Genomic DNA, 19,443 nt, shown 5'->3' with positions numbered 1-19,443 from the left:
GACTGGATAGGCATCTGCATCGTGCGGGCTTCGACGCCGACCCCTTGGGCGGACGTGGGGGAGTCCCCGACCGCTCCGCGGCGCGACTCATCCCTCGGATTGCCCGGTAGAACTGCGTGCCAAGACCCGTCCCAATGCCAACGCCGCGGTGCGGACAGCAGGGGCGAGCAACTCGGGTGCGAAACGGTCCTTGGGCACCGACACCGACAGTGCCGCGATGGGTTCACCGGCCAGCAGCACGGGCGAGGCAACGCAGCAACCACCCATCGCGGCCTCCTCTCGCTCGATCGCGATTCCGGTGCGACGAATCGAGTCCAGTTCGCGGGCCAGGACTTTCGGATCGGTGATCGACCTCGGCGTGTACCGACGCAGTGGACGGGAAAGGGCTTCTTCCTGCAAGACCAGCAGCATATAGTTGCCGCGATCGCGGACTGGACGTATTCCGACACCTATCCCATTGCTTTCGTACGCACCCACTTCGCCGTGTCCTGACCGGGGTGATACATGGCGCGTCCAATCTTCAGCGGGCGGTCACCGACGCCGACCCCACCGCCCTCACCGGGACCCCGCACGCCACTGGACGAGGTGACCACGGGGCGCAGCGTATCCGTGCCGGACTGCCGGCGTTTTGGCCCGGCAAGCAACATAGGTACGAAGCCGGGACCTGATATCGGATCGTCCTCCGGTCTCGAATCGACTGTGCCGTCAATCTTTACGTCATTTAATCGTGCCACCCGGTAGAAAAGGTTGGATTCTGCTTGGCGACGAAGGCACTGATGGCCGCTACATGGTTCTCGGTCAAGCCGGTCGCTTTGTGCAGAGGTATTTCGTTGTACATGGAGGTCGAGAGGTCGTCCTTCGGCGCCCGAAGCAAGTTCTGCTTCATCCCTTCGAGCGCATGCGATGAGCTCATCGCCAGCCGCTCGGCGACCTCGCGTGTACGCGATACGAGTTCGTCATCGGGGACCAGCCAGTTGACCAAGCCGATGGCCAGGCATTCCTCGCCTCGTATCCGGGGGTTGAGAAACATGAGCTCGCGCGCCTTTGCGGGTCCGACCAGCCGGTCGAGCAGCCATGCAACGCCGTAGTCACCAGCCAGCCCGACGGCCGCGAAAGCAGTCGCGAACACCGTCCGAGAGGTGGCGATCCGAAGGTCCGCGGCGAGCGCGAAGCCGATGCCGGCCCCCGCGACTGCGCCGGGGATGGACGCCACGACTGGCTTGCGGCACCTGTAGATGCTGCCAATTGTTGCTTCCTGGTCGCGACGTTGTTCCTCGACGGCGCGTTGGTCGACCTCGAGGGAACCGCCTCCTTCGCCACCGTGTTCGTGAAAGTCCTGAACATCTCCGCCGGAGCAGAATGCGCTGCCGGCCCCGGTGATGACAATTGCACCCACTTTGGGGGACGCCTCCAATTCTTCGAGCGCTGTGGCGAATCCATTGATCATCGCGTCCGACAGTGCGTTCCGTCGATCGGGGCGATCCAGCGTGATGGTGCCGACACCGTCCGTCACGTCGATCAGAACGTCCTGGACGACTGCTTGTGAAATGTCCGCAGCCACAATTCGACTCGTTTTCATTGCCGAGACGCTAGCACTCTCGATGCTCGATGACCCGCGATGCTCTTCATCTTTTGCAGGGCACCAGATAAACCACGGCGCAGCGAAATTCACAGCTTGGTCGTTCGAACTGCGACTTGTGCACAATGCACTGAAAGGCTGGACGATTTCGGTTCGGATGGACATTCATCAGCCCGGTCGTCGCGCTTAGTGTCGTGTCCACGCCGTGGCCTTGGGTCCCCGAGTAATTATATGCGAGGAGCAGTCTCGAAATGGAGTTCGGTTATTTGCCGTGGGTGCTGGCAGAGCAGTACTCGGATTCGGTCGCGATCGCCGATGAACGCCAGGAGCTGACCTTCTCCGAGGTAGCACGGCGCTGCGGATCGATCGCGGCGCAGCTGGCCGCATCTGATGTCACCAGGGACGACGTCGTTGCCGTCATGCTTCCCAATCGACTCGAACTCGTACTGGTGATCGGTGCAGCGTGGCGGCTCGGTGCTGCCGTTACCCCGATCAACCCAGCGCTCACGGCGGTCGAGGCGGCGCACCAGCTGGCTGACTCGGGCGCTCGCCTCGTGGTCACGGTCGACGGTGTGTCGCCGGTCGAGGGGGTGACCGGTTTGTCGGTCGATGCGCTCGACCAGATGAGCGAGGCGGTCGAACCGCCGGTCACACTGAACCCGGACACACCTGCCTTGATCGTCTACACCTCGGGTTCGACGGGTAGACCACGCGGAGTGGTGTTGAGTCACGCGAATGCCGAGTTCATGAGTTCGACCTTTGCCGCACACTTCGAGCTGACCGCGTCGGATCACTGTTTGCTCGTTCTCCCCTTGTTTCATGTGAACGCTCTGATGGTCAGCACGCTCGCCCCCTTGCGCGTCGGCGGGCGCATGACGATCGTCGGCACGTTCTCCAAGACACGGTTCTTCGGCGACGTCGAACGCGTGCGCCCGACGTACTTTTCCGGCGTGCCCACCATCTTCGCGCTCCTCGCAGCATTGCCCGCCGATAAAGAACCTGATGTCTCATCACTGCGATTCGTGGTGTGTGGCGCGGCGCCGATCTCGCGAGAGCTGCTTGCCGCCGTTCACTCGCGCTACGGCTTCGAGGTGCTCGAGGGCTATGGACTCACAGAAGGGACGTGCGCGTCGACGTGCAATCCGCTGCAGGGCGTGCGCAAGCTCGGCACAGTCGGACCGGCGTTGCCTGGTCAGACCATTCGCGTTGTGGGTCCCCACGGTATGGACGTGGCAACCGACAGCCCGGGCGAGGTGCTCATTCAAGGTCCGGCAGTCATGCAGGGTTACCTCGGAAACCCAAGCGCCACCGCCGAAACCGTCCGAAACGGCTGGCTCCACACGGGCGACATCGGCGCTCTCGATGGCGACGGCTACTTGAGGATCGTCGACCGCGTGAAGGACATGATCATCCGAGGCGGCGAAAACATCTACCCCAAGGAGATCGAGCAGGCGCTGACCGAGCTCGCCGAGGTACTCGAGGCAGCTGTTGTCGGTGTCCCGGACCCCGTACTCGGCGAAGTCCCTGTCGCGCAGGTCGTGCTCTACCCGAACAGTGACCTCACGGTCGACCTTCTACTCGCGCACTGCGCCGAACGGCTGACGCGCGTCAAGATCCCCACCGAGATCTCCATCGTCGAGTCGCTGCCGAAGAACGCAGTCGGCAAGACAGACAAACCCGGGCTCCGCCGAATGGTGAAGCTGGCGTAGACCACCGCTCCAACAGGGAAGCAAGGTGATCACGTGGCCCGTGGAGTCATCGAGTGGGCGGTAGAAGTACGGAAGACCCGAGGTACCGGCAGACCTGGAGAGCCAGCTCCAGATCGAGCCGGCCACTGGTCAGCGGCCTTCCCCGTGTCGCCTCGGCGCGCTCGAGCCGGTACTTGAGAGTATTCCGGTGGATGGTCATGGCGTCGGACGCGGCCGAGTGGTGGCTGCCCATCGAGAAGAACGTGAGCGTTGTTTCACGTAATCGTGCGTTGCTCTCGCTGTCTACCGCAAGTTGTCCAAGGCTCTCCTGCACCCATGCGCGAAGCCCTTCCATGTCGTGCGTCAGCATCGAGACGACTGCGAGGCTCCGGTCGGAGTACGCCACGACACGCGCCATATCGGTCCCGCCGGCCATTGCGACGAGTCGCGCGGCCTCTGCTTGCTCGTGACTGCGCCGGAAGCCCGTCACGCCGTGACCGACGATCCCGATGCTCGCCCGAGCACCAGGCACCTTCGCCAGGGCGGCTGTCACGTCCTCGTGGTCGAGCGTCTCTCTGCTCGAACCTCGCGGGATCCATACCCACGCCGTACTTCGGTCGACGGCGGAGAACACGGGAGCCGAGAACGCCTTGACCGACGAGGCCAAGCGGCGCGCAGCGTGCTCGATCTCACGGAGCAAGTCGGTCTCGGGGTTGCTGCTCTCGCTCCAGATGATGAGGGCTACGTGATACTGATCGAGCCGGTACCCGGTCTCGGTCTCGAAGCTGGCGAACGACGTCTGCTTGCGCGCCAGGATCGAGTGCAGCATCGCCGTGTGTACGTGGCCCGACGTCGTGTTCCACCGCTGCTGCTCGGCCTCGTAGATGCCGAGCAGATAAAGGCAGATCCAGTCGACGAACTCGTAGATGACACTGGAGATATGGTGGAGGACTTGAAGTTTCATCTCTGCATCGCAGTCGAGCAAATGCACTTCTTCGAAGCACGAGGCCATCAGGTCGTCCTGCCCCATGTGGTAGGCCCTGACCAGCGAGTTGGCTGGAACGCCGCGCTGTGCGAGTCGCTCGGCATATTCGACGGCCGCGGTCGCGGGTTTCAGATTCGCTATGGCGATGTCGTTGATGAGTACATGAAAGATGGTCTCGATATTGCCTTCGGTGCTTGCTTCGAGTAGCGCGATGAGCCGCGGGTCACCGTCGAGGTAATCGATCGTCGACAGTAGCTCGGCCATCGCGCGCGCAATCTCCGGCTGGCGGTCGTTGAGTCGCTGCCCCACGTACGAGACGCGCCGCTTCAACTCTTCCTTGTCTTGCGACGTCTTCGACGTCAGTGTCCTCATCGCGTCACCCCCGTCAGGTGAGGATGCGGCACCGAGATATCCACAAAGGCCGTGGGCTCAGGCAGAAGCCGACAACCGGTTCGAAGCCGACTACCGGGTGGGCGGCGGTGTGTGTTCCGAAGGATCGCGCCACCCGCGTCGGTGCAATGAAGTGTGTGGTTGCGACGACGATACGGACGGTGACGAAAATCCCGAACGAACCCGAGCGCAACAGATGACTGGAATACGTCGGAGCTGTTGTCGGACAAAATAACTCCTTGAGGTGCCAGTCGCTGATCGGGCTGGGTGCAGTCACGCGGAACGACGTGTCCGCTCTCGAAGACGATGCTACCGCGCTACTCACGAAATTATAGCAACTAGCGAAAGGCTAGCTTAGGTCAGTTTGTTGCGACGGCGGATCCAGCCGAACTATGTGCAATTCCGCCGCCGCCGACGCCGTCCGACGCGTCGCGTCCATTCCCTGTCGTAGGCAGTTCATGGCTTGTGCAGCGTGCACAAATGAGCGTGCGATCTTCGTACTTCATCCCCGTAGATGACGACTGCGCACCCCCGTAGTGTCCTGATTCACACCTCCCGGTGTGCTCCACGCCACTCCTCGGGACCGCAGGCACGAGTTCGCCCCGGCGTACCTGTCATGACTCCAGCTCACCACCTGTTTCTGAAGCGCCTGCCCGCAGTTGGCTGGTCATGGGGAACAAGCTGCTAACCCCAGCGGAGTCGGCCGCACCACCCCAGTCACGTAACCGACGCTTCGGTCGAATACGCCTGCGCGCGAGACGGACCGGACACCTCACACGAAGAAGTAAGGAGAACACGATGGGACTCAAGACAGGGGACTTTCCTCCGGTCGACCCGGCCACGTTCCTCGCCACGCCGTACCAGGAGCGCATCAAAATCCTCTCCCGACACTGGGTCGACTATGGTTTCGGCACCCCCAAGATCACCGCGTTGACCTACATCGCACGGCTGTTCTTCCCGTTCATGATCGGCGGAATCGTCCTGAACTCGCTGACTTCCGGGATCAGCCCCCTCGACGTCGGGCAGTGGTGGAACGAACCGATCTTCTATCAGAAGGCAATACTGTGGATCCTGCTGCTGGAATCCATCGGGTACGGCGGTTCCTGGGGGCCGTTGTCCGGTCACTTCGAGCCCAAGACAGGAGGGTTTCGCTATTGGGCGAAGCCGCGGACCATCCGCCTCGCACCATGGCCGGGCAAGGTGCCTTTCACCTCCGGCGACGAGCGCACCGTGTTCGACACGCTGCTGTACATGGTCTACATCGCGGTGCTGGCCGTGGCTCTGGTGCTGCCGGGCGTGTCCAGCTCTTCGCTGGATTCAGTGGTCGGTGCCGACAATCATGGGCTTGTCGCTCCGGGCCTCGCGATCGCCGTCGGGGTGCTGCTCGTGCTGAACGGGCTCCGCGACAAGGTCATCTTCGTGGGCGCACGCGGTGAGCAGTACCTGCCGGCACTCGTCTTCTTCGGCTTCTTTCCGTTCGTCGACATGATCGTCGCGGCGAAGATCCTGATCGTCTCGGTTTGGGTCGGAGCGGGTGTGTCGAAGCTCGGCCACCACGTCTCGATGGTAATTCCACCGATGATGAGCAATACCCCCTGGCTGACTTCGATCAGAGTCAAGCGGATGAACTACCGCAACTTCCCCGACGACCTGCGCCCGTCCCGCCTGGGCACCTCAGTGGCCCACGTCGGCGGAACGCTCGTGGAGATCGTAACGCCGTTCGTGCTGTTGTTCTCGACGAACATGACGTCCACCGTCATCGCCATCGGAGTCATGCTGCTGTTCCACCTGGTCATCACCTCGACGTTCCCGCTGGCCACGCCGCTGGAATGGAACGTGCTGTTCATGTACCTGACCGTGTTCCTGTTCGCCGGCTTCCCGGCGGGCGGCGGATTTGCGGTGAGCGACATGCATGGGGGCCTGCTGGCGCTGACGCTCGTCGGGTTGCTCTTCTTTCCAGTGCTCGGCAACTTACGCCCCGACCTCGTCTCGTTCCTCCCGTCCATGCGTCAGTACGCCGGCAACTGGGCGACGGGCTTCTGGGCAATGGCACCCGGCGCCGAAGCCAAATTGAACGAGCACATCGTCAAGTCGGCACCGATGACCTATGACCAGCTTTCGGCAACTTACGGCCCCGAAGTGTCCGAGGTCGTGCTGCACCAGATCCTCGGCTGGCGATCACTGCACAGCCAGGGTCGCGGTCTCAACTCGGTCATGATCAAAACGTTGGGCGACGACATCAACCACTACACGCTGCGTGAGGCCGAGTTCAGCTGTAATGCGGTAGTGGCCTTCAACTTCGGCGATGGCCACCTGCACAGCCCGCAGTTGATCGAGGCGATCCAGAAGCGCTGCAATTTCGCTCCCGGTGAGTTCGTAGTGGTCTGGATCGAGTCCGAGCCGATCTTCGGAGGTCGTCAGCAGTACCTCGTGGTGGACGCGGCCATCGGCATCGTCGAGCGGGGCAGCTATGCCGTGAGGGACGCCATCGTCGAGCAGCCCTGGTTACCCAACGGGCCCATCGCGACGGAGGTGCACTGGCATCTGCACGGCTACGAGCGAATCAGCCATCCCAAAGTCGCATCGGCGAACCCAGCCGCCACCGGCGTCGCCGATCCCGACATCGTCAATTCGACCGACGCGGTCGACGCGTGACCAGTGCGGTCGTTGTCGGCAGTGGGCCCAACGGTCTCGCTGCCGCTCTCACCCTCGCCGCCGAGGGGGTGTCGGTCCGCGTGCTCGAGGCCGCCGACACCCCTGGAGGTGGTACCCGCAGCAGCGAACTGACGCTGCCCGGGTTGATACACGACGAATGCTCCGGGTTCCACCCGCTGGCCGTCGACACCCCGTTCTCCCGTGGGTTCGACCTCCAGTCACACGGACTGACGTGGCTGTGGCCGGAAATTCAGTACGCCCACCCCCTCGACGGCGGGCGGGGCGCTGCGGCGTGGCAGTCCGTCGACGAGACGTCCGCGGCACTCGGTGTCGACGGCAAGCGGTGGATCTCGGTGTTCGGCGCACTCACTGACCGGTTCGACGACATCACCGTCGACTTCCTCCAGCCGATCTTGCACGTGCCGGCCCACCCCCTGAAGCTCGCGCGCTTCGGTGCGTACGCCGGGCTGCCGGCAAACGTGCTGGCCCGTGTGTGGTCCACCGAGGAGGCCCGCGCCCTTTTCGCCGGCGTCGCCGCGCATGCCTTTCGGCCCTTCAGCTCCCCCGTCTCGTCAGCCGTAGGCGTCGCTCTCGGCGCGGCAGCTCATCGTTACGGGTGGCCCGTGGCCGAGGGTGGATCCGGCACCATCAGCCGGGCCATGATCTCACTGCTCGAAAGCCTCGGGGGCAAAGTCGAGACTGGTATCGAGGTCGAAACGCTCGACGAGCTGGGGTCACCCGATCTGGTGATGTTGGACGTCGCTCCGAGTGCCGCGGCCCGCATCGCGGGTGATCGCATGCCACGCCACGTCGCGAGGGCACTGCGACGGTTCCGGCACGGGCCCGGCTCTTTCAAGGTCGAGTTCGCGATCGCAGGTGAGGTGCCCTGGACGTACGAGCCTGCACGCCGCTGCGGCACTGTCCACGTAGGAGGGGCTCTGAGCGAGATCGCGGCGACCGAGCGGCAGGTCAACCGAGGCCAGATGCCCGAACGGCCCTTCGTCCTCGCCGGTCAGCAGTATGTAGCCGACCCCTCACGTTCCCACGATGGGGTCAACCCGTTCTACGCCTACGCGCACGTGCCTTCCGGCTGGACGGGTGACGCGACCTCGCTGATCGAAAACCAGATCGAACGCTTCGCCCCCGGTTTCAAGGACCGGATCCTCGACCGCCGCGTCCGTGACGTGGCGGCGATGGAGGCCCACAACGCCAACTACATCGGAGGCGACGTCGTGACCGGGGCCAACGACCCTCTGCAGCTGGTGTTCCGTCCCCGCGCCACGCTGAACCCCTACTCCACGGGCATCGAAGGGGTCTCGCTCTGCTCGGCCGCCACGCCACCCGGCGCCGGCGCTCACGGAATGTGCGGGTACAACGCCGCTAAGCGAGCACTTCAGCGTCTGCGAGCGTGAACACCCGTGAGCCGAAATCGCCCAGGGAACTCGGAGTGGGGGAGCACCTTCTTGGTCACGCCGATCTCAACTCGCGCTTGAGGATCTTGCCGGTCGATGTCGTCGGGAACGCGTCGACGAAGGTGACGGAGCGCGGATACTTGTAGGCGGCGAATTCATTTCTGCCCCAAGCCACGAGCTCGGCCTCGGTGACGTCGTCATGATTCTTGTTCTTGAGTACGAAGGCCGTGATTTCTTCCCCGTGGGATTCGTGCGGGACGCCGATCACGGCGACCATCGAGACAGCGGGGTGCTCCATCAAGACCTCCTCGAGCTCGCGGGGGTAGACGTTGAAGCCGCCGCGAATGATCATGTCTTTCGACCGGTCCACGATGTAGTAAAAGCCGTCGGCGTCCTTCTTCGCGAGGTCCCCGGTGCGGAACCATCGATCATTCATGACAACGAGCGAGGCCTCGGGGCGGTTGAAGTAGCCCTTCATGACATTGGGGCCTCTGATCGCGATCTCGCCGATCGCGTCCGGGTCGTCCGGTACGTCGGACCAGTCGTCGCCGATCAGTTTCATCGCGACTCCGGGGATCGGCCGGCCGACCGAGCCTATTCGAGGGTCGGCGCCAGGGCGCGAGAAGCTGGCGGCCGGAGACGTCTCGGAGAGCCCGTAGCCCTCCAGGACCGTGACCGAGAACCGTTCCCGAAATTCCCGGTGCAGCTCGCCGGCCATGGCCGAACCGCCGGCGATTGCGGTATGCAGGTGTGCCGCAAGGGCGGTGGCCTCGTTGTCGTTGGCAATTTCTTGCAGAAGGCCCCAGTACATCGTGGGTACGCCGCCGAACGTCGTGACGCGTTCCTCGATCATCAGATCGATGGCTGCTCGCGCATCGAATCGCGGCAACATGACCAGAGTGTTTCCCCGGGCGAGGCCGGCGTTCTGCATGATCGTTTGACCGAAGGAGTGGAACAGGGGAAGGGCGCAGAGCGCAACGTCGGGCGTTCCCGCTCCGGTATCGAGCAGATCGGCCATCGTGAGAGCGTTCGACACCATGTTCCGGTGAGTCAGTTGCGCGCCCTTGGGTCGACCGGTGGTTCCCGAGGTGTACAGGATGACGGCGGTGTCGTCGTCGCTTCGATGGACTGTTGTGAACGTCCGTGGCTGCTCTGCGACAGCCGGTGCGTACAGCGTTGTTCCCGCGTCGGAACGCGTCGACCCCGGGTCCGTGGTGATGAGGAAGAAATCGGTGCATGTCGCGGCGGCGTCGAATCCTTCACGCGCGGCGGTGCCGATAGGGAGCGCCGCCGTCCCCTCGACTGCGAAGTACGCCTTCGCCTGCGAATCGACCAGGTGGTATGCGATCTCGCGCGGTTTGAGCAGGATGTTCAGAGGCACGACGGTGGCCCCGGCCTTGAGGATCCCGAAGTAGACGATCGTGAAGTGCGGAACGTTCGGTGACGAGAGGGCTACGTTGTCACCGGGCCGAATACCACGTGACACGAGCAGGTTGGCGACTCGGTTCGCTGCGTCGTCGAGCTGAGAGTAGGACATTCGTGTGTTCTGGGAGACCACTGCTGTGCTGTCCGGACGGGACGCCGCGGTCGATTCGAGAAGTGTGGCGAGGTGGGTCATGGTCTCTCCTGGTGCCTGAGTGGTCGTCCCCGGGTGTAGCTCATCCGGTGATCTCCTTGCCGAATATGTTGCGAGCGATGACCCATTTCAGGATTTCGTTGGCACCCTCGTAGATCTCGCCGATCTTGCTGTCGCGGTAGATCGCCTCGACGGGACCGGGTGTGGCGTCCGCGCTGACCTCGCGGGCGAATCCGAGGCCACCGAACGCCTGGACGGCATCGCGAGCGATGTCCACGGCGAGTCGGGTGCCGTAGATCTTGGCCATCGACGCCTCGGGTTCCGGGAACACCTCGCCGGAGTCGCGTCGTAGGGCGGCTTTGAGGTACAGCGTGCGCGCGTTCTCGATCTCCGTGGCTCGGTCTGCCATCAGGAATTGCCAATGCTGATTCGCAGCGAGCTTGCGGCCGAAGGCTTCTCGGCTCGACAAGTGGGCGACGGTGTGGTCGAAGGCGGCCTGCGCCATACCGACGCCGGCAGCCGCGATGCCGATCCGACCCAGCGTCAGGGTCGCAAGTGCCTGCCGCAGACCATGCCCCGGCTCGCCCCCGAGCAGCGCCACCACGGGAAGCTCGACGTCGTCGAACCCGACGTCAGCAGTGAGCTGTCCGCGATTTCCCATCTTCAGGTCGGCCTCGCCGACACGAACGCCAGGCAGGGTGGTGTCGACGATGAACATCGACATCCGATCCCCGGTTCGAGCGAGCGTGACGATGAAGCCGGCGACCGGTGAGTTGGAGATCCAGCGCTTGTGGCCGTTGAGTACCCAAGTGTCCCCGTGCTGTACGGCGGACGTCTTCAGCGCCTGGGGGCTGAGGTCCGACGACGCTTCGGGCTCTGTGGTCGCGAAAGCGCCGATGAGCGTGCCCTCGGCCAGCGGCCGCAGCCACCTGTGTTGCTGCTCAGCGGTGCCGTGGGTCAGCGCACTGCCGGCGAGGATGCAGTGCACATCGAAGACTGCCGCGATGCTGCTCGAGTAATAGGCCAACTCCTCGATCGCCACTGCGGTCGCGGTGACCGGATGCGCGAGGTCCTCGCCACCCACCTCGGCGGCGAACGGCAGCCGGAACAGTCCTGCCGAGGCGAGGTCGTCGAAGACGTCACGCGGGAAACCGTCCGATCGCTCGTCGCCGTTGGCGATCCTGCGTGCCGCCGGCGCGACCGAATCAGTGGCGATCTTGCGCACCCGCTCGCGGACCTCCCGAGTCTCGGCAGGGGAAAGCAGGTCGTGGTATAGCCGGTCGGCCTGTCGGACGGGGTGATGGGTGGTTGTCATCGCGACTTCGAGTACTCGTTGTGGGGCTGGAGTGCTGCTGTTCTCAGCGGACTCTCTTCGATTCTCTGCAGACTCAATTCGATGGCTCCGGCGATGGTGGTGTCGGAGAAACCGAAGCGGTCGACGAGCAGACGGATCAAGCCTGGTGCCAGCGCTGCCGAGCGCATGGTGCGGGGGGTGACAACCTGCGCCGAGCGTCGCTCGATTCCCAGAAGGATGTCTTTGACCACGTTTTCGGGTGGGATGAGTTGGAAGGCTCCCTCGAAGTTGTCGAACAGGCGCACAGCGTCCTTCTGCGCGAGCGCTTCGTCGACCAGCGGGGTTTTGAAGAAGGACGGGTGGACGCTGCCGACGGTGACTCCGAGGTGGCGGAATTCGAGCCGGAGCGAGTCGCACAGTGCCCACACGCCGGCCTTACTGGAGGTGTAGCTGCCGTGTAACGGAGCGTGGACGAAGCTTGCCATCGAGGCTACGGCCATCAGGTGTCCGCGGCGCTCCTGGACGTAGGGCGCGGCCGCGCGGAACGTGCGCCACACTCCGAGGAGGTTGATGTCCACGACGCGTTCGAATGCTGTGGGGTCGGTGGCCGTCAGTGGGCCGGCGACATTGCCGATTCCGGCTCCGGCGATGACGACATCGATGCGCCCGAAGTGTTCCTCGACCTCACGCATGGCGGTTTCGAGGCTGCCGAGGTCTCGGACATCGACTCGCCAGCCGCGGGCGACTCGCGTTCCGCCGAGACGTTCCGCCTGAGCGGTGACGGCGTCGGCGTCGAGGTCGAGCAGTGCAACATTGGCGTGGCGTGCACGGAGCGCGTCGGCGAGCATCTGTCCGAGCCCTCCTGCGGCACCGGTAATGACGACCGTGCGTCCAGCGACGTCGTACTTTTTCATCGATTGGTTCCTTCCGAATGATTGAGGGAAATGTTCGAGCTGCCCTGGTTCGTGGGTACGTGGCGTTGGAGGAACTCGATTTGGTCCGAGACGACTTCCTCGAACAGGTCTCCGATGTAGATGTCGAAATGGCCCGCGTCGTAGAGTCGGATCTCGCCGCGAGGGGCGTTCCGAGCGTGTCTGATGGCTGCTCGCACCGGCGCGATCGTGTCGTGTTCGCAGAGCCCGAACATGATCGGACACTTGATGTCTCGTGCGCGTCGTCCGGGTATGTGAAAAGGGATCCTCAGCATGAGGCGAGCAGGCACGTCCTGCGGCATGTCGGGCATGTTCGAGGCGAGGAGAAGAGCGTGGAAGCCGGCCAACGAATCCGGGGCTGTCATCATCGCTGCAGTTCCGGGTCGACCTGTGGCGGGTATGCGTACTGGGCTTCGACCCGACCTCACGCTGGCACGATCGCGTAGCGCCTTCACCATGAGTGCGAACGATGTTCTGGGGGAGATCCGAAGGACCGATGACGGGCCGTCGGTGAAGGGGCATTGTGTGATGGCAGCAACGATGCGGGGATCGTCCGCCGCAGTGATCATGACGTTGCCGCCGCCGAACGAGGTTCCCCAGACCACGACCCTGTTCGGGTCGATGTCGGGAAGCGATCGGGCGTAGGTGACGGCGTTGCGCCAGTCCTCGAGTTGGCGGTCGATGTCGATCAGCTCACGCGGTTGGCCGCTGCTTGCGCCGAAGTGCCGATAGTCGAAAACCAGACACGCATAGCCTGCGTCGCGGAAGCGTTCGGCGAAGGCGTACAGCCGAAGCTCCTTGACGCCGGCGATCCCGTGCGCCAGGACGACGATCGGCACCGGCCCATCATCTGCCGCTGTGTCGGGCATGTACAACCAGGCGCCGCACTGCTCCTCGCCCGAGTCGAATCGGACGTCGGAGCGGTCGGGTGTATTCATGTTGGTGCCTTTCTTCGGTACGGGATGTGGTTGGTGTCTCGTACCGGTGATCCATATCGGGCTCTGGTCGACACGACCGAGAGAAACTGGTGTTCACCAATTGGACGTGCACAACGTGGCGCGCGCATCAGGCCCAGGAGATAGAAACCCGTCCCGCGTTTGTACTGAACGTCCAAATGCTGCGCACATCGGCAGGAGGTTGCGCTTACATGACGTACGGGCCAGACTCTCGGTAATGGCAACGACGGCGTCGACTATCCGCATCGGTCTGGTCGAGAAACTGTCCGCACGACTTTCGGCGATAGCAGACGAGTTGACCGAGCTGCTGAGTCACACCATCCCGGTGGTCGAGCAAGACCACATCGACCGTGATTGGCTGCGCGTGTCGAATCGAGCCAATCTCGAGGTGGTCCTGCATCTGGTGACGAATCCCGCAGATCTCGACCTGGCGGAGCCACCTGTCGGTGCGTTGTCGATCGTTCACCGTCTCGCGAGACTGGGCGTCCCCCTACACGAGATACTCCGCGGGTATCACCTCACGGAGTCTCGTTGGGTTCAAATCTGCGTGGAGCTCTTGGCTGACCTCACGGACGACGTCGACGTCGTCGTGACGGAAATGGTGGCGATGAGCACCCTCGCTCACACCTACACCGACCGAATGTGTCAACGGATCGCAGTGGAGTACGAGACCGAGCGTGAGCGCTACCGCCGGCAGGAAGAGTTCGTTCGTCTCGACCGGGTGATGGCGGTACTCGACGGGACGACTGTCGACCTGTCTGCCGCCGAGGCCCTCCTGGGCTACCGGTTGACCCGGCACCATTGCGCGGTGATCGTATGGGTCGACGGGCCGGAGAACACCGTCGACGACTTCGTACGCGCCCGCGACGTGGTGGGCGTTCTTGCGGACCTCGCCGGGTGCACGTCTCGACCGTTGGTCATTCCGCGAGGACCCGCCACGATCTGGGCCTGGCTCCCGGCGCCTCGGATCGGCCACCTCGACGTACAGGCGGTCGAAAAATCGCTCTCTGCTGAATTGCCGCAACTACGTGTCGCCATAGGTGGAGACGGCGTCGGCCTCGACGGATTCATTGCTTCTCATCGGCAAGCAGTCGATGCTCACGCTGTTGGATCGGTTGCCGACGTCTCGACAGTTGTCCCGTATCAGGACGTGGCGAGCTTGGTGTTCCTGTGTTCGGACCTCGCTCGTGCGCGTCGCTGGATCGCCGAGACGCTGGGCCCGCTAGCAATCGACGGAGAGCGCGAACGCGAGCTGCGTCGCACCCTCGACGTGTATTGCTCGACCAACAGGAGCGCCACCGCGACCTCACGGATGCTCAACTGCCACAAAAACACGATCCTCTACCGCCTGCGCACCATCGAGCGGCTACTGGCGCGCCCGATCGATGACGGACACCTGGATCTGGCCCTGGCGCTGCTCGCGTGTCGTTGGTTCGGGACGGCCGTGTTCTCGACGACGAACCGATGACGCGAGTGCGCCGCGGCCCTACCTCCAGGCGCTAGTTCGATTCCTGTTCGACCGCGGGCAGTTTCACCCATTCGAGTGCCCAACCGTTCAACTGCAAGAGAACTTTGCCCAACGCAGTCCCCATGTCGGTGAGCCGGTATTCGATTCGGACCGGTGTCGTCGGATGCACCACCCGAGCGACGAGGCCACCGGACTCCAGTCCTTTGAGGCGCTTGGACAACGTGCTGTCGGTGATGCCGGGAATCGCGGCGGCGATGTCGTTGAACCGTTGGGGTCCCGCAATCAGCGTTCGAAGCACGGTGCCCGCCCAGCGTTGATCCAGCATTCGCATTCCTGCAGCGAAGTAGGGACAGTACGGGTCTACCTCGACGTGCTCATCGTCCATCGCGTTCTGCACCTCACTTCCGTTTAGTCCGAACCGGCGAGTCGACACGACGAGCTCGGCACTACCAAAATGGTAGTTGCTATAATAACACTAGTGAACTAGCGTCATCGCACACGGGGGCTCACGCCACCGATCAGGCGCCACGCGCGGCCACCCCAATCCCAGTACCGGTCGGCTACACGATCGTCCGGTGCACTCGAAGAAGGAGGGCACTGTGCCCAAGGATAGTTCCGAAACGTTCGCATCGTCCGTCCCCCTGCGGATGTTGATCGTCGGTCGCATCATGGTTGCCACCAGTCACCTTGCCGCGCCTACGCTCGTGGCCCGATTCTTCGGTATGGAATCGAAGGGCACTGTGGCCGTTGCCTATCAACAGATGTTCGGAATCCGTAACGCAGCCCTCGCGCTCGGGCTGACGAGACTCGACCGCTTCCGGTCCCCGGAAGATTTCATCCGCCTCAACATCGTCATGGATGCCGTCGACGCTGTGGCCTGGATCGCGGCCGCTCGTCGGAAGGAAATCGCCGGTTCGACGACGGTGATGGCACCGGGGGTGGCGTTGTCGGCCGTGGCGGCCGGAGCATTGGCGCTCCGGTTGGGGCGGACGGCACGCTGAGAACTGTTGTGCTGCTTGTGTTTTGTGTGGCCGGATGGCTGGACGACTGATCGGCTGGTCGAGTCACCCGCGGTTGTCGTTGTTCGAATCAATTCACAAGGTCGAGAGAGGTCGAAAATGTCGAATGCAGAGGACGATCGGAAGCTTCGCAAGTTTCGCAGAGAGCGCGCTGTCGGCCGATATCTGAACCCAATTGTGTTGGGACTGAGTAAAATAGGTGTTCGCACTGCCATGACTACCGAGTTGGAGACCATCGGACGCAAGAGCGGCAAGATGCGCCGGGTGCCGGTGAACGCTCAATTCGACAGCACCGGCGCATGGGTGATCAGTCAACACGGAACTCGCTCCGGATGGGGCATCAACATCGTCGACAACCCGAAAGTTCGTGTGCGACAGGGTAGGCATTGGCGTACCGGAGTCGCCACACTGAGGCCCGACGACGACGTGGTCGCCAGGGCACGAACGTTCGGCTCCGTTGGATTCAAAGTCGCGCAAGCCTTGGAGACGACACCGATATCGGTACGCATCGACTACGTCGATTGACAGATTTCATCGCCCCCCATTATCTCAGCGTAACAACGGTCCCTTGCTCACCACCACCAGAATGAGGTTCACCAATGAAGACAGTCCAACTCACCGGCGTCGGCAACCCTTCGTCGGTCTATCGACTGCACGAGGTACCGGACATCGACAGCGCCGACATAGCCGCCGACGAGGTTCTGGTCGACGTCGACTACGCGCCCATCAACTTCAACGACCTGATGTTTGCTCGCGTACCGGGCCTGATCGCGCACTTTCCGGCGCAGGTGGGGAACGAAGGCACCGGAGTCGTGGCCGCCATCGGAGCGAATGTGACCTCGGTCGCCGTTGGTCAACGGGTACTGCTTCCTCTCACATCAGGAACCTGGCGCCAACAAATCGCACTGCCGGCCACCAGCCTGGTCGTCGTTCCGCCCGAGGTCGACCCCCAGCAAGCAGCGATGCTGACCGTCAATGCCGCCACCGCGGAGTTCCTGCTCCGCGACTACGCCCAGTTGCAACCCGGCGACGCCGTCGTGTTCAACGCGGCCACCTCGGGACTCGCACGCTGGTTGATAACCCTTGCGGGCAAGCGAGACGTTCGAACGATCGGCATCGTCCGCCGAGCCGACGACATCGCCGCAGTCGAAGCGCTCGGGTGCGACGTAGTCATCGACATCAACGACGGCGCACAGGCGGCGCACGAACGCGTGGCAGGTCTCAACACTGTTCTCGCCCTGGACCTTCTCGGTGGCGAATCGAGCCGACTCCTCGCCAAGCTGCTGGCACCGGGCGGTGTGCTGGTGACCTACGGCAACGTGACCGGAGATCCCGTCGCCGTGGACACATTCGACGTTCTGAGCAAGGACCTGACGATCAGGGGGTTCTACCAGGGAACTTCACGCTATCTCACGGAGACACCTCTGGTGGTGGCACAAACGATTCTGCCAATTCTTGACTCCTCCAAAGTAGTCCAGCCCATCGCCGCGGTGTACCCACTACGCGAACTCACTTCCGCGATCGAGCACGCAGCGTCCGGCGCCAGGGTTCTCTTGGACCTCGGCCGGTAGAGGGGGAGCCACGTCAGGACGGTTCGGCGACGTCCCGGGATGACGTGAGGTGCACGGGCGGTCAGGCGTCCCTCAGAAATTCTTTCACCGGGCCGGCAATCTCTGCCGCTTTGTCCTCGAACAGCGCCACGGTACCCCCGTCGACGACGTGGACCCGAACGCTGGCTGCGCCGGTGAGGTGTTTGCGCAGCGGAGGCAGGTTGGGCATGGCGAAGGGGTCGTCCGATGCGCCGGTGAGGAGTGTGGGCGACGTAATCAATCCGATGCGGTCCTCGATGCGGTAACGGTCGCATGCGCGGTGGCCCTCCGCTGGATCGATGCCGAACGTGAGTGCGTCTCGGAGGAATCGGTCCAGCAGTGGGCCCCGTGGGCTCGGGTAGTAGGGAAACCGCTTGTTCCACAGCGTCATCAGATGTGAGCCGTCATCGCGACGATCTGCGCAGTCGACTCCGTCCTTGTCGGCGGGACGTGCTCGACGTTCCGGTCCGGTGAACGGGCAAGACGACAGAACGAGGTGACCGATGTGCGCGTCGGACTCATTCGCACCCGAGGCCGCAGCCACCTCGAGGGCAACCAGCGCGCCCGTGTGATGGCCGAGTACGTCGACATCGGAGATCCCGAGCGCAGCCAGCACTTCGTGCACACCGCGAGCGTAGAGCTCGATCGATTGTGGGCCCGGCACTTTGACGCTCGCGCCGAATCCGACCATGTCCATCGCGACCACTCGGTGCTCGGCCGCGACCAAGGGGATGAACTCGCGGAACTCGTCCCACGACCTCGGGGCTTGGTGCAACAGAACGAGCGGCGGCCCCTCACCCATCTGGGTGACGTGCATCTGCCCGAGTGCACAGTCGACGTACGAACTTCGTGGAGAGGACATGTCACTCGTTTCTGTTCGGGAGCCGGCGCCGACGATCGGCGAATACCAGGAGTGCTGCCACCGCGGCAGCCCCACCCATCATCGACGCGACAGCGAGCGCGTCGTTTCCCAGCAGTCCTACCACCGGTGCCGCCGCTGCGGCGCAGGTGAATTGGAACCCGCCGATCAGTGCCGATGCGGTCCCCGCCACTTCACGTTGGTCGGTCAGTGCCACGGCAGGTGCGTTGGGCATCACCGAACCCATCACGGCAAGCAGAGCCATCACCGGCACCGCGAAACCCCACAGGCCGCCTGTTCCGGTCGCGGCGAGAACGACGAACACGGCCCCCACGACAGCGCCTGTGGACAGCGTGGCGCGGAGGAGCGTTCGTGGGCCCCACCGACTCAGCAGGACGACCTTGAGCTGGGAGGACGCGATCAGGACGGCGGCACCGCCGGCGAACGACAATCCGAATTGTTGCGGGCTGAGTCCGAATTGGCCCTGAAGCACGAACGGGGATGCGGCGATGTACGAGAACATCAGCACCCGGCCGGCTCCAGATACAAGGACCATGCGGACGAAGTGCGGGTTGGTGCACAACCGTCCGTAGTTGGTGGCGATCACAGTAGGGCGGGGCCAGGTACGGGCACCGACGGGCAAGGTCTCTGGCATCGCGAACAGACCCAGCAAAACGACCACGGCACCGAGCACTGCCAACACCAGGAAGATCGACCGCCACGTCGACACCGTGAGCACGAACCCGCCGATCGTGGGCGCCAGGATCGGAGCAACTCCCATGACGAGCATCAACCTGGACATCATCACGGCGGCCGCGTTACCGTCAAACAGGTCTCGTACGACAGCCATCGCGAGCACTACACCTCCCGCGGCCCCGAAACCCTGCAGCATGCGCAGCGCCGCGAGTGTTTCGGCTCAACACCGGGCAGGGTGCCTTGTGCTCGTTCCTCCTCGAACAGGGCGTGTGGGCGGATTTCGCGTTGATCGCCAAGCCGGGGTGGACCGTGTCGTGGGAAGAAGTAGGTCTCGCGTGGTTCGCG

The 19,443-nt window shown here is 63.5% G+C and carries 18 protein-coding genes; 7 read left to right on the top strand and 11 right to left on the bottom strand.

What is annotated here, in order from left to right; genetic code table 11:
- Positions 1-87 precede the first annotated feature (87 nt).
- The 3 genes from CH291_RS05415 to CH291_RS05410 all read right to left on the bottom strand — a co-directional run bounded on the left by CH291_RS05415 (position 88) and on the right by CH291_RS05410 (position 1,672).
- Positions 88-399 (bottom strand): IclR family transcriptional regulator C-terminal domain-containing protein, encoded by a 312-nt coding sequence (locus CH291_RS05415; RefSeq protein WP_230598255.1) that lies wholly within the window; start codon positions 397-399, stop codon positions 88-90.
- A gap of 50 nt (positions 400-449) precedes the next feature.
- Complete coding sequence (locus CH291_RS26675; RefSeq protein ID WP_155291239.1) at positions 450-593, bottom strand: hypothetical protein; 144 nt, start codon at positions 591-593, stop codon at positions 450-452.
- A 128-nt stretch (positions 594-721) separates the two neighbouring features.
- Positions 722-1,672 carry an enoyl-CoA hydratase/isomerase family protein gene (locus CH291_RS05410; RefSeq protein WP_256980736.1) on the bottom strand — a complete coding sequence of 317 codons (951 nt, stop codon included), beginning with the start codon at positions 1,670-1,672 and terminating at the stop codon, positions 722-724.
- A gap of 158 nt (positions 1,673-1,830) precedes the next feature.
- Between CH291_RS05410 and CH291_RS05405 the strand changes: the two genes are divergently transcribed.
- Complete coding sequence (locus CH291_RS05405; RefSeq protein ID WP_032391780.1) at positions 1,831-3,288, top strand: class I adenylate-forming enzyme family protein; 1,458 nt, start codon at positions 1,831-1,833, stop codon at positions 3,286-3,288.
- Positions 3,289-3,334: 46 nt separating this feature from the next.
- Here CH291_RS05405 and CH291_RS05400 read toward each other — a convergent pair whose 3' ends face one another.
- The gene (locus CH291_RS05400; protein WP_094613502.1) at positions 3,335-4,624 is read right to left on the bottom strand and encodes a PucR family transcriptional regulator; all 1,290 of its coding nucleotides are present in this window, start codon (positions 4,622-4,624) and stop codon (positions 3,335-3,337) included.
- 816 nt (positions 4,625-5,440) lie between these two features.
- Between CH291_RS05400 and CH291_RS05395 the strand changes: the two genes are divergently transcribed.
- Entirely contained in the window at positions 5,441-7,297 is a 1,857-nt protein-coding gene (locus CH291_RS05395) for a DUF3556 domain-containing protein (protein WP_052053415.1), read from the top strand.
- Entirely contained in the window at positions 7,294-8,709 is a 1,416-nt protein-coding gene (locus tag CH291_RS05390) for a phytoene desaturase family protein (protein ID WP_032391782.1), read from the top strand. The genes CH291_RS05395 and CH291_RS05390 overlap by 4 nt, the downstream gene beginning before the upstream one ends.
- Before the next feature lie 55 nt (positions 8,710-8,764).
- Here CH291_RS05390 and CH291_RS05385 read toward each other — a convergent pair whose 3' ends face one another.
- From CH291_RS05385 to CH291_RS05370, 4 genes are read right to left on the bottom strand one after another with little or no spacing between them, the layout of a single operon-like run.
- Entirely contained in the window at positions 8,765-10,327 is a 1,563-nt protein-coding gene (locus CH291_RS05385; RefSeq protein WP_032391783.1) for a long-chain-fatty-acid--CoA ligase, read from the bottom strand.
- A 40-nt stretch (positions 10,328-10,367) separates the two neighbouring features.
- Positions 10,368-11,600 carry an acyl-CoA dehydrogenase family protein gene (locus CH291_RS05380; protein ID WP_032391784.1) on the bottom strand — a complete coding sequence of 411 codons (1,233 nt, stop codon included), beginning with the start codon at positions 11,598-11,600 and terminating at the stop codon, positions 10,368-10,370.
- Positions 11,597-12,493 (bottom strand): SDR family NAD(P)-dependent oxidoreductase, encoded by an 897-nt coding sequence (locus tag CH291_RS05375; RefSeq protein WP_032391785.1) that lies wholly within the window; start codon positions 12,491-12,493, stop codon positions 11,597-11,599. Before CH291_RS05375 ends, CH291_RS05380 begins: the two co-directional genes overlap by 4 nt.
- Complete coding sequence (locus CH291_RS05370) at positions 12,490-13,449, bottom strand: alpha/beta hydrolase (RefSeq protein WP_080735645.1); 960 nt, start codon at positions 13,447-13,449, stop codon at positions 12,490-12,492. The genes CH291_RS05375 and CH291_RS05370 overlap by 4 nt, the downstream gene beginning before the upstream one ends.
- 235 nt (positions 13,450-13,684) lie before the next feature.
- On the opposite strand from CH291_RS05370, the gene CH291_RS05365 reads away from it, so the two are divergent.
- Entirely contained in the window at positions 13,685-14,935 is a 1,251-nt protein-coding gene (locus CH291_RS05365; RefSeq protein ID WP_032391786.1) for a PucR family transcriptional regulator, read from the top strand.
- 31 nt (positions 14,936-14,966) lie between these two features.
- Here the strand turns inward: CH291_RS05365 and CH291_RS05360 are convergent, their stop codons facing one another.
- Positions 14,967-15,320 (bottom strand): winged helix-turn-helix transcriptional regulator, encoded by a 354-nt coding sequence (locus tag CH291_RS05360; RefSeq protein ID WP_032391912.1) that lies wholly within the window; start codon positions 15,318-15,320, stop codon positions 14,967-14,969.
- A gap of 214 nt (positions 15,321-15,534) precedes the next feature.
- On the opposite strand from CH291_RS05360, the gene CH291_RS05355 reads away from it, so the two are divergent.
- The 3 genes from CH291_RS05355 to CH291_RS05345 all read left to right on the top strand — a co-directional run bounded on the left by CH291_RS05355 (position 15,535) and on the right by CH291_RS05345 (position 17,525).
- Positions 15,535-15,936: a hypothetical protein gene (locus CH291_RS05355; protein ID WP_032391913.1), complete on the top strand. Its 402-nt coding sequence runs from the start codon at positions 15,535-15,537 to the stop codon at positions 15,934-15,936.
- Between the two features lie 117 nt (positions 15,937-16,053).
- On the top strand, positions 16,054-16,479 hold the full coding sequence (locus tag CH291_RS05350) for a nitroreductase family deazaflavin-dependent oxidoreductase (RefSeq protein ID WP_032391787.1): 426 nt from the start codon (positions 16,054-16,056) through the stop codon (positions 16,477-16,479).
- Positions 16,480-16,553: 74 nt separating this feature from the next.
- Complete coding sequence (locus CH291_RS05345; protein ID WP_052053417.1) at positions 16,554-17,525, top strand: zinc-dependent alcohol dehydrogenase family protein; 972 nt, start codon at positions 16,554-16,556, stop codon at positions 17,523-17,525.
- A 61-nt stretch (positions 17,526-17,586) separates the two neighbouring features.
- Here the strand turns inward: CH291_RS05345 and CH291_RS05340 are convergent, their stop codons facing one another.
- Together CH291_RS05340 and CH291_RS05335 are read right to left on the bottom strand one after the other, a co-directional pair.
- Complete coding sequence (locus CH291_RS05340) at positions 17,587-18,405, bottom strand: alpha/beta fold hydrolase (RefSeq protein WP_032391788.1); 819 nt, start codon at positions 18,403-18,405, stop codon at positions 17,587-17,589.
- A gap of 1 nt (position 18,406) precedes the next feature.
- Entirely contained in the window at positions 18,407-19,300 is an 894-nt protein-coding gene (locus CH291_RS05335) for an MFS transporter (RefSeq protein ID WP_256979051.1), read from the bottom strand.
- Between the last annotated feature and the right edge of the window lie 143 nt (positions 19,301-19,443).

The organism is Rhodococcus sp. 14-1411-2a (assembly GCF_002259485.1).
Lineage (GTDB): Bacteria > Actinomycetota > Actinomycetes > Mycobacteriales > Mycobacteriaceae > Rhodococcoides.
This window is presented reverse-complemented; position numbering and strand designations above follow the sequence as displayed.